This is a genomic window from Wigglesworthia glossinidia endosymbiont of Glossina morsitans morsitans (Yale colony) (assembly GCF_000247565.1).
GTDB lineage: Bacteria > Pseudomonadota > Gammaproteobacteria > Enterobacterales > Enterobacteriaceae > Wigglesworthia > Wigglesworthia glossinidia_B.
Genome location: NC_016893.1, coordinates 265,158 through 276,742, shown reverse-complemented (window position 1 = coordinate 276,742; position 11,585 = coordinate 265,158). Strand labels below are relative to the sequence as shown.

Sequence of the window (11,585 nt, the reverse complement as noted above, 5' to 3'; positions counted from 1 at the left end):
TTTTTATAATTCTGATCCTAATCCGACATAAAATTCTAGTCGATTTTCTTTTGATTCAAACATCGGCGTAGCTATATCAATTTTAATTGGTCCAACTTGAGATAACCATCGAATCCCACATCCAATACCTATTTTAAAATTACGATACTTCAAGTGATTATTTGCGTCACCACTATCAATAAAAATAACACTCCACCAGTTTTTATAAAAATTATATTGATATTCTAATGATACTGTAAATAATTTTAAAGCGCCTATAATATCGTTATTTTTATTTCTAAAAGATAAAGATTGATATTTGAAACCTCTTATACTTCGATCGCCTCCAGCAAAAAATCGCATAGATATTGGAATTTTTTCAAAAGCATTTGTGATAATCCATCCAAAATTATTTCTAATTACATATCTATGTTTTTTTATAAAATGATTAATCAATATATTTTCTGAACGTAAAAGTAAAAAATTTACATGTGATCCCCAAAAATTACTGGATATATTTAATGTATAATGTTGACTATTTCCGCGCATAGGAAATATATTTGTATCTTTATGCACTCTATTAATTTGTAATCCAGGATAAATTAATATTTTTTTTTTATTTTTGTAGTTATTTTCTATGGAATGATCTAAAATCCAATGTATATCAATAGCTGTTTGAAAATTGTTAATATTCCAATATTTTGCAGCAGTCAAGATTATAGAATTAGATATGAAATTACTTAAATGCAAATATTTTATTTTTGATTTTAATAAATAATATTCCTGAATAGGATTCATAATCATGGGTATTTTATAACTAATATTCATAGTTTTTTCATGTAATGCAATATTGAAATTAGTCTGCATGCTGTACCCTAAAGAATTAATCCAAGGTTTTTCCCAATTACTTTTAATATGCCATCCTCCATCTGCACTGTACCCTAAAGCAATTTCTAGTTTATTTTTTTTGGTAGGAATTAGAATAGCATCTAATGAAATAATTTTTTCAGATTTGTTAAAATAAGAAAAATTAGGAAATACTGTAATTGAATTAAACCAACCTGTTGAAGCTAACTGTTTAGTTAAATCTGATAAGATATCTAGATCATAAAATCTATAGAAATATTTTTTTGTTATATTTTCTAAATATTTTGTATTAATTTGTGATCCATAAAATTTAGTTTTTCCGAATCGATAACGTCTTCCGCTATCAAATATAACATACCAACGAGCACGAAAACGTTGAGGAAACACTTGTAATTCATGTATTTTAAATTTAGCATCAAAATAACCTTTTTTTATAGCAATATCAGACAGTCCTTGCTTAAATAAATCGTATTCGACATGATTAAGTGAATCACCTAATTTTGGAACATTTTTTGTTATCCATAATAAATAGTCTGAATCATTTTTAGCATCACCATACAGTATCACTTTTGTATCAAATATTTTCGTAGAAAATCCTGGTGTTATATTGATTACTAAAATACTATTTTTTTGATCTTTAGTATCAAGAAAGTTGATTTTTATTTGAGGCTTGTAGTATCCTATAATTCGTAAACATGTCGTTATTTTTTTTTTTATTTTTAAATTAAATTCTATTTCATTAAAAATCAGATTATTATTTTCTTTTATACATTTTTTTATTTTATTATATATAATTTTATTAGAGTTTTTTATATTTAAAATAACTTGATTACTGTAACACTTCGAAGTTATAGAAAAAAAAATAAAAAAAATTACATATAATAATGAGTGCATATATTTTAAATATTAAACAATATTTTGCACACATCTTTATATTTTAAGCTATTTTTGTGTGCATACTAAATTGAATTTTTATAAAAATTTACAATATTTCTTTCTTATAAAAAAATTTCTATGAATTATTTAGTCGCTTTTAGTAGCTGCTTTAAATGCTTCCGTCATTACATTAGAAAAAGAATCTGAACTTTTTTCTTGAATAATTTTTTCGTGATTCATTTTTTTATTTTTAGTATTTATCAAAAATGAAACATTCACTATACGATTTTTTCGATCAATATTAATAATTTTTAATTTATAAGTATCTAAATTTTTTAATTTTTTACATATATCATCAATATTTTTTTCATATATTTCGGGAATTTTAATTATTCCATCTACATTTGATTCTAATTGTACAAATATTATATTATCACTTCTTTTGATAATTTTCCCGTCTACTATATCTCCTTTTTTATATTTTGTGATGTAATGATGAAAAGGATCTTCTAGTAATTGTTTCACACCTAAAGAAATACGTTCTCGATCTGAATCAACTTGTAAAACCATTGCTGAAATTAAGTCTCCTTTTTTGTATTCTTTTACTGCTTCTTCTCCAGAAAGATTCCATGATACATCGGAAAGATGCACTAATCCGTCTATTCCGCCTTCTAATCCAATAAATATTCCAAAATCAGTAATAGATTTTATTTTTCCTTTTACACAGTCGCCTTTTTTATGTATTTCAGAAAATTTTTTCCATGGATTTGGTTGGCATTGTTTTAATCCTAACGAAATTCTTCTACGATCTTCGTCGATATCTAATACTAAAACATTTACGATATCTCCTATTTGAACTACTTTTGAAGGATGTATATTTTTATTTGTCCAATCCATTTCTGAAATATGTACTAGGCCTTCTACGCCTTCTTCTATTTCCACAAAACATCCATAATCTGTAAGATTTGTTACTCTACCAGATACGTTTTTATTTTCAGGGTATTTAGTAGAAAGATTAATCCATGGATCTTGACTGAGCTGTTTTAATCCTAAAGATACGCGAGTTTTTTCGCGATCAAATTTTAAAATTTTTACAGTAATTTCATCTCCCATACCAACTATTTCGCTAGGATGTTTTACTCGTTTCCAAGCCATATCTGTAATATGCAATAAGCCGTCAATGCCTCCTAAATCTATAAATGCTCCATAGTCTGTTAAATTTTTCACAATACCAGTAGCTTGTGCGCCTTCTTGTAAATTATTTAGAATATGTTCTCTTTCTGCACTATTTTCAGATTCTATTACTGCTCTACGTGAAACAACGACGTTATTTCTTTTTTGATCTAACTTAATAACTTTAAATTCAAAATTTTTTCCTTCTAAATTTACGGAATCCCTAATTGGTCTGATATCTACTAATGACCCTGGCAAGAATGCTCGAATACCGTGTAATTCTACCGTAAAACCACCTTTTACTTTGCCGTTAATTACCCCGTTTACAATCGTAGATTCTTCATGAGCTTTTTCTAAATGTGACCATGCTGCATATCTTTTAGCTTTTTCTCGAGAAAGTATTGTTTCTCCGAAACCATCTTCGATCGCATCTAATGTAACGTCTATTACATCACCTATTTTAACTTCTAATTCTCCTTGAGAATTTAAAAACTGTACTATAGGGATAGCAGATTCAGATTTTAGTCCTGCATCTACTAATACTATATCTTTTAAAATAGAAATGACGGTACCTTTAATTAAGGAACCTGGACGAGTTTGAATTTCATTTAAAGATTCTTTAAAAAGTTGGGAAAAAGATTCTGTCATATTTTGTAGTCTTCAAGTATTATAATTAGTTTAATTAAATTGAATAAAATTTTTTAAAATTAAATTAATTTATGTTTAAATTAATTTTTTGTTTTGTATAAAAAATAATTTTTTGTATTACTTCTTCTACATTTAACAATGTAGAATCAATTATTAAAGCTTGCGAATCTGGTGCTAAAGGTGCTATTTTTCGATTTATATCCGAATTATCTCGATCCCTTATTTTAAAAAATATATCTTTAAAATTAACATTAAAGCCTTTTTTCTGCAACTGTTTCGTACGACGTATAGCTCGTATTTTTAATGAAGCATCAAGAAATATTTTAACAGAAGCTTCTGGAAAAACTATAGATCCCATATCACGCCCTTCTGCTATGAGACCTGGAGGTTGATAAAAATTTTTTTGCATGTTTAATATTTTTTTTCTTAATGAAGGAAAAATAGAAATTTTTGATGCTATAATTCCTATTTTTTCATCTAATATATTTAGAGTAACATCTTGATTATTTAAAATTATAAATAATTTATTTTTTTTAATTTTAAATTTTAAATTTAATTGATCTGTTAAAAATAATAAATTACTTTCTACTAAGTATGAAACTTTATTTTTTACTGACAAAAATGCTAAAGATCGATATATTGCACCGGAATTCAAAATGTTCCAACCGAAAATTCTTGCAAGATTTTTAGAGATTATTCCTTTTCCAGAAGCGCTAGGTCCATCTATCGTAATAACATTTTTTTTGGTTTTTCTATTTGTCCTCTTCATTTTAATATTTTAAATTAACCAACAAGCTTTAACTCTTTTAAAAAAAATTAAATTGAATAACTGATATTATTTAATGTTTCAAAAAATTTTGGAAAGCTTTTTTTGACACAGCTAGGATCTATAATCCTAATCGATACTTCTGATAAAGCTAATAACGAAAAACACATTGCTATTCTATGATCTTCGTAAGTTTCGATAGTAGCATGTATAAATTTTTTAGGAGGATGAATAATAAGATTATTATTTTTATAAAAGTAATATACTCCAATTTTTTTTAATCCATTTAATATTGCTTCTATGCGATTACATTCTTTTAATTTCCAATTTTGAACATTTTTTAATATACTATATTTTTTGCAAAAAAGCGCTACAATAGCTGCTGTCATGCCAGAATCTGGCATTTCGAATACATTTACGTTTATTCTGTTAAGATGATTACGTGAACATAAGATATAATTTTTTCCATAATGAATATTAGCACCGATATTTTTTAAAATATGTGCAAATTTAATTTCACCTTGTATACTATCTTTATTTATACCAAAAACTTGCACGTTTTTCCCTTTTATAGCTCCTGCTGCTAAAAAATAAGAAGCACTTGATGCATCTCCTTCGATAACGTATTTTTTAGGTGATTTATAAAAACATTTTCCTTTTAAATAAAAAATTTTATAATTATTATGTTGAACAAAAATATTAAAAATTTTCATTATAGACATTGTCATTTTAATATAAGATAGTGAAGTGATTTTTTTCTTTATATAAATTACTGTATCTTTTGGTGCTAATGGGGCCATGATGAGTAAAGCAGTTAAAAATTGACTAGAAATATTGCAGTTAATTGTAATATGACCTCCACGATATCCTCCAAAAATTTTTAATGGCGGGAAATTTTTTTTATTTAAATAATTAATTTTTGCACCACCTTGTCTTAAAGCATCTACTAAAGGTCCAATTGGTCTTTGATGCATTCTATCACTGCCCATTAAAACAACATTATTTTTTCTTATAGAAAATGCTGCAGTAAGCAAACGCATAGCAGTACCAGAATTTTTAAGAAATATAATTTCGGCAAAACTTTTTAATGCATTTTTATTGCCTTGAATGTTACAGGTTTGATTGTTGCAATGATATTTATATTTTACTTTGCAACAATTAAGAGCTTGCAACATCACTGTGATATCATCGTTATTTGGAAGATTAATTAATTGTGTTTGATCTTCGGTTTGCGCCGATAATAAAATTGCGCGATTAGATATGCTTTTTGATCCTGGAAGATACACATTACCGTACACATAAGAAATAGGATTTATAACAATACTATTATTCATATTATTTATACTAACAATATCTAAATTTAAATTTTGTTTTATCCATAATTTTTTTCAAAATATTTCATAAATTTTATTAATTTTTTAACTCCTGATATTGGCATTGCATTGTATAAAGATGCTCTAATACCGCCTGCAACGCGATGTCCTTGTAAAAAAAGCAAACCAGAATTTTGCGATAATTTTAAAAAAAGATTGTTCAAAGTTTCATTTGGTAAATGAAATATTACGTTCATGTAAGAACGATATTCATGAGCAATATTATTATGATAAAAGTTACTTTTATCTATAGCATTATAGAGTAGTTTAGATTTTTTTTGATTTATTTTATGCATGTTTAATAATCCTCCTTGAGATTTTAACCATTTTAATACTAAGCTAGATGCGTACCAAGTAAAAGTTGGCGGTGTATTAAAAAGAGAATTATGTTTATATAATAATTGATAATTTAAACAAGACGGTATAGTAATATTTTTACTAAAAACTAAATCATTACGAAAAATTACTACAGTCATTCCTGATGGACCAATATTTTTTTGTGAACTAGCATAAATAATTCCGAACTTATTAATATCAATGGGACTAGAGAGAAAAGTAGATGAAAAATCGCCTATAATTATTTTATTTTTAAAATTTAGCGTATTATGTATTGCAATTCCGTCTATCGTTTCATTTGGACAATAGTGTATGTATTTGCTATTTTTTGAAATTTTCCATAATTTCATAGGTAAAATAAATTTTTGCGATTTTTTTTGATAAATTACATCAATTAAATTTACTATACAATATTTTTTAGCTTCACATGCTGCATATTCCCCCCAATATCCACTATTAATATAGTCTGCTGTTTCTGATGCATTTTTGATTAAATTTATTGGAATACTAGAAAATTGTGTACGCGCTCCTCCTTGTAAAAACAAGATATTATAGTTTTTAGGAATATTTAAAAGATCTTTTAGATCTTTTTTCATTATCTCAATTAAATCTAAAAATTTTTGATTACGATGACTTATCTCCATTATGGAAACTTTAGTATTATTCCAATTAAATAACTCATTTTTTATTTTTACTAATACCGCTTTAGGTAACATGCTTGGACCGGCATTGAAATTAAAAATTTTTTTCATATAAATAATGACTTACATATAAGTTATATAGAATGTTTTGAATCTTATTAATAAAGAATTTATATATTATAAATTTATCATATATTATTTATTTTAAAATTTAAACTATAAAAAATTATATAGAATATTTTTTATAAAATAAAAAAATTAATGAATACAAATTTTATATTTTTAATAAAGTTTTATTTAACAAAAATATTTTTATTATATAATAATACTTTATTATTTTATAATTTATAAGGAATTTACTATGTTAATTGCACATAAATTTCATGATTTTACTGCACCTGCAATTTTTCCAAACGGGAAGATCATACAAGATTTTAATTTATCTAACTATATAAAAAATAAAACTGCTGTTTTATTTTTTTGGCCAATGAATTTTACATTTGTATGTCCATCAGAATTAATTGCATTTAACAAAAGATATAATGAATTTAAAAATAGAAATGTCAACATCATAGGTGTATCGATAGATACTGTATATTCACATCAAACATGGCAATCAATTGAAATTCAAAAAGGAGGAATTGGTCCAGTTAAATATCCTATGGTATCAGATATAAAAAGAGATATTATACAGTCGTACCATGTTGAACATCCTCATCTAGGAGTAGCGTTAAGAGCGTCTTTTTTAATTGATAAAGATGGGATAATTCGTCATCAAATAGTAAATGATTTGCCTTTAGGAAGAGATATTGATGAAATTATACGCGTTATCGATGCATTAAGTTTTCATGAAACTCATGGTCATGTTTGTCCAGCGCAATGGAGAAAAAATAAATCTGGAATGATTCCTTCAAAAAATGGGGTTTCTGAATACTTATCTAAGCATCTAAACGATTTATAGTACTTATATTTTTCCGGAGCTTATTTTTTAAATAAACTCCGGTTAAATTAATTCAATTTTAATTAATATTTTATAATCTTTTTTTTCAAAAAAATAGTTTTTTAAAAAAAAATTCTAAAATCTTACTTAAGATATTTTTTGCAAAATTTACTTATATAAAAATATTTTTTTAATAAATAAAGATATAACTGATTTTTTATAAAAAATTAAAATTAATTTAAAATTTTTTTGTTGTATAAATAAAAAAAAATATTCATTTTTCTTACATAAAGTTGATAAAAATTAAAAATATTTAATTTATATAAAATAGTATTAAAAATTTAAAAAACTAATTATATGAAAATAATATATATTTAAAAAAATCAGAAATAAAAATTGATTTAAAAAATTTATAATATATTTTAATTTAAAATTACATTAAATGTTGTGTATTTTAGTTTTCAATTTTTTTTATTTAACAATAAAATGAACATTATAGTTTATAAATTAAAAATTTTTAATCTATATATCTTTAAATATTTTAAAATAAAAATAAAATTTTTAACTATTTAGTATTAAATGTTATAAAAAAATAATTAACAACTACCAAATTAAAATTTATTTAAAATTTTTTGAAGATAAAAAGTTTTACTTTTATTTAAAAAGTAAAAAATTTTATAATTTTTATATTCGAGAATTATTTATAATTTTTAAAAAATTATAAATTTTCAATAATTTTATCTTTATGATTTTTTTTATAAAAAACAGTTTTTGATGATCTAAGCAATTAAAATAGTTCAAAATATCTTCGAAAAAGTTATTACCAATAAGTAATATATATTTTTTAAATATAATCATATTCGTATTGTTTATTTTTTAATTTTTTTATATTTATTCAATTTTTTTATAAATTAAATTTTACTGGATAATATCAAAAAAATTTTTAATAAAACTTTTTTTAAAATATTTACGATAAATTGATTAATTAGTCTTTATTGAATGATAGATTTTCCTTGCATATAAGATCGTAATACTTTAGGGATTACAATATAGCCGTCTTTTGTTTGATAATTTTCGATTATTGCTGCTAACGTTCTTCCGATAGCTAAAGCTGATCCGTTTAATGTGTGAGCAAATTGTATTTTTTTATTTTTTTTATCTTTATAACGCAATTTAATACGTCTAGATTGAAAATCGCTAGTATTCGAACATGAAGAAACTTCTTTATATATGTTTTGCGACGGCATCCAGACTTCTAAATCATATGTTTTGCATGAAGAAAACCCAGTATCTCCTGAACATAATAGTATTTTTCTATAAGGTAAGCATAATAATTCGAGTATATGTTCTGCATGCAGTGTAATTTCTTCCAAAGCTTGCATAGATTGTTCAGGTTTCACAATTTGTACAATTTCAATTTTATCAAATTGATGTACACGAATTAACCCTCGAGTATCTTGGCCGTATGAACCTGCTTCTGAACGAAAACATGGAGTATGAGCCGTCATTTTAATTGGTAATGTTTTTTCTTCTATAATTTCATTGCGCATTAAATTTATTAATGGAACTTCTGCTGTAGGAATTAATGTGTAATTATGATATTTTTTTTTATAATATGATGTTACATAAAAAAAATCATTGTAAAATTTAGGTAATTGACCAGTTCCATATAACATGTCCTTATGTACAAGATAAGGTAAATAATATTCTATATATCCATGTTTTATTGTATGTAAATCCATCATAAATTGCGATAATGCACGATGCATATGTGCAATATTATCGCATAGAAGTACAAATTTACTACCAGATATTTTTGCAGCTCGTGATATACTTAATTGATGTAAATTTTCTCCAATTTCTACATGATTTTTAATTTTATATTGATAATTTTTTGGATGACCCCAACGTTTTATTTCAACATTTCGACTTTGATTATTTCCTAAAGGTACATCTTTAGATAAAAGATTAGGGATAGAATAATAATAATCATTTATTTTTTTCTTTATAGAATCCAGCTGTGTTTTTTTAATGCTTAATAATTGATTAATTTCAAACGATTCTTTTTTTAAAATTTCGATACTGCTACCTTGTATTTTTAAAATATGAATTTTTTTTGCTTGTAATGTACGTTGAGATCTTAATTTGTCTACTTCTAGTTGCAAGTTTTTTCTAATTTTGTTCCATTTTTGAATTTTATCGATATTTAAAATAAAATTTCTTAAAGATAAATTTTTAGAAACTTCTTCAATATTATTGCGTAAAAATTTTGGATTAATCATATTATTTCTCTTATAAATATATTTAAAAAAATTTAATTTTAATTTAAAAAAAAATTATCAATTTTTTATTTTCTTTGATCATCTAATGTAGCCCCTTTTGGAATTTTAAAGTTAAATTTAAAATTAGGATATAATTTAGTATTTTTTATATGAAATGAATAATTTGTTTGATAATTAATGTTACTTAATATATTTAGTTCTTTTAAAATTCCTTGATTATTAATAATTATAGTAATTTTTTTAAAACTGGAATTTTTAGTTTTAGAAAAAATATAAAAAATATTGCCAATACTTTTTATGTGAAAATTTTTCCAATGGTTTTGATCATGATTCATAATTAAATATAAAGGAGTATCATTAATGATTTGATGCAACCAATAAGCTATAACTTGATTAGTAGTAGAATCATATAACCATAATGTTTTTCCATCAGATACTGCAATACTTTCGTAAGGAGAAAAAATATGTGATTTAAACAAATTTGGTTTTTTCATCCAAATCTCACCTGAACTTTCTTGCACGAGATCTCCTGAAGAACTGATAATTTTTTGCGTTATTCCTGCGTAAAAACTATTAATTAATCTTAATCTTTTTGATAAAAGATATGAATCGTCAGAAAAAACATTATAAATAATTAAATATATATACAATATCATATATATATAGAGTTTTTTTATCATATAAAAAATAGTAGACATGATGAAATTTTTATTTGTTAATTAAAACGTAGTATAATTTTTTTGAATTTATTTAATGTATAAATAAATTAATTTTTATTTTTTTATAAATTTTAATTAAAATTGTAATTATTTTTTAATAAAGCATAAAATGAATAAAATTAAACTGTATATCCATAAAAATATTGTGATTAAAATTATATAATATATATTTATTAACATTTTTTGAAAAATAATATTCAATGTGATTCCAATTATTCCTCCAAGAAAATTGTCGTTTGATAAAAAATTAAAATTTAAAGATAATAAACAACAAGATAATATAATAAATAAAAAACTATGTATTATAATACATGTAATATGTACAAAATTTATTTCGTATTTTTTTTTAAAAAAAAAATCTCCAAAAAATAGAATATAATACTAATGGGATAATATATGTTATTTTTCCAAAAAATAAAAAAAGAGTAGCAGATAATTGAGCACCAAATTTTCCACCAAAATTAACGACAGTATCTTGAAAAGATATTTTAAACCAATTAGAATCTATTTCTTGAAAACTTATAATAGTTAAAAATAAGTAAATTAATATTAATTTTATTAAAATATCAAAAAAATAAATTTTTTTTAACATAATTAAAGATTTAATTCGTTAATTAAAATGCAAAAATATAGTTTTAAAGAAAAATTTCATAAAAATTATATCTTTTTAAGATTGCTGATATGTTATTTATCTGTATTTTAAATAAAATAGAATTTTTTTATAGATTTATTTTTATTGATACTTAAATTTTATTTTAAAAATTAAAAGAATAATCTTGAGATTTTATTTTTTAGTTTTAAATAAAAAAATTTTTAAAAAAAAATTAATATATTATTAAAAATTAAATTTTAGATTTAAATAATAAACCTTGTTATTTAAATTTAAAAAAATTATTTTTAGATTTTTTAATAAAAAATAAATAATATTAAACTATTTTATATTTATACTAAATTCTAACATATTTTTAATTCAGTGTATAATATA

9 protein-coding genes are annotated in these 11,585 nt (G+C 23.0%); 1 reads left to right on the top strand and 8 read right to left on the bottom strand.

The features are described from left to right. Positions 1–3: 3 nt before the first annotated feature. From WIGMOR_RS01380 to serC, 5 genes are all read right to left on the bottom strand, one after another. Positions 4–1,740 (bottom strand): autotransporter assembly complex protein TamA, encoded by a 1,737-nt coding sequence (locus tag WIGMOR_RS01380; RefSeq protein ID WP_014354054.1) that lies wholly within the window; start codon positions 1,738–1,740, stop codon positions 4–6. 129 nt (positions 1,741–1,869) lie between these two features. Next, a complete protein-coding gene (gene rpsA, locus WIGMOR_RS01375; RefSeq protein ID WP_014354053.1) occupies positions 1,870–3,543 on the bottom strand; it encodes a 30S ribosomal protein S1 in 1,674 nt (557 codons plus the stop codon). 64 nt (positions 3,544–3,607) lie between these two features. Next, complete coding sequence (gene cmk / locus WIGMOR_RS01370) at positions 3,608–4,312, bottom strand: (d)CMP kinase (protein ID WP_014354052.1); 705 nt, start codon at positions 4,310–4,312, stop codon at positions 3,608–3,610. A 47-nt stretch (positions 4,313–4,359) separates the two neighbouring features. Next, on the bottom strand, positions 4,360–5,643 hold the full coding sequence (aroA, locus tag WIGMOR_RS01365) for a 3-phosphoshikimate 1-carboxyvinyltransferase (RefSeq protein ID WP_014354051.1): 1,284 nt from the start codon (positions 5,641–5,643) through the stop codon (positions 4,360–4,362). A gap of 38 nt (positions 5,644–5,681) precedes the next feature. Further along, on the bottom strand, positions 5,682–6,770 hold the full coding sequence (serC, locus tag WIGMOR_RS01360) for a 3-phosphoserine/phosphohydroxythreonine transaminase (RefSeq protein WP_014354050.1): 1,089 nt from the start codon (positions 6,768–6,770) through the stop codon (positions 5,682–5,684). 250 nt (positions 6,771–7,020) lie between these two features. On the opposite strand from serC, the gene WIGMOR_RS01355 reads away from it, so the two are divergent. After that, positions 7,021–7,620 (top strand): peroxiredoxin, encoded by a 600-nt coding sequence (locus WIGMOR_RS01355; RefSeq protein ID WP_014354049.1) that lies wholly within the window; start codon positions 7,021–7,023, stop codon positions 7,618–7,620. 971 nt (positions 7,621–8,591) lie between these two features. Here the strand turns inward: WIGMOR_RS01355 and serS are convergent. The 3 genes from serS to WIGMOR_RS01340 all read right to left on the bottom strand — a co-directional run bounded on the left by serS (position 8,592) and on the right by WIGMOR_RS01340 (position 11,192). Next, the gene (serS, locus tag WIGMOR_RS01350) at positions 8,592–9,881 is read right to left on the bottom strand and encodes a serine--tRNA ligase (RefSeq protein WP_014354048.1); all 1,290 of its coding nucleotides are present in this window, start codon (positions 9,879–9,881) and stop codon (positions 8,592–8,594) included. A 65-nt stretch (positions 9,882–9,946) separates the two neighbouring features. Continuing rightward, positions 9,947–10,561, bottom strand: a complete 615-nt coding sequence (gene lolA, locus WIGMOR_RS01345; protein WP_269077130.1) for an outer membrane lipoprotein chaperone LolA — start codon at positions 10,559–10,561, stop codon at positions 9,947–9,949. Positions 10,562–10,946: 385 nt separating this feature from the next. Next, complete coding sequence (locus tag WIGMOR_RS01340) at positions 10,947–11,192, bottom strand: DNA translocase FtsK 4TM domain-containing protein (RefSeq protein WP_041944110.1); 246 nt, start codon at positions 11,190–11,192, stop codon at positions 10,947–10,949. Between the last annotated feature and the right edge of the window lie 393 nt (positions 11,193–11,585).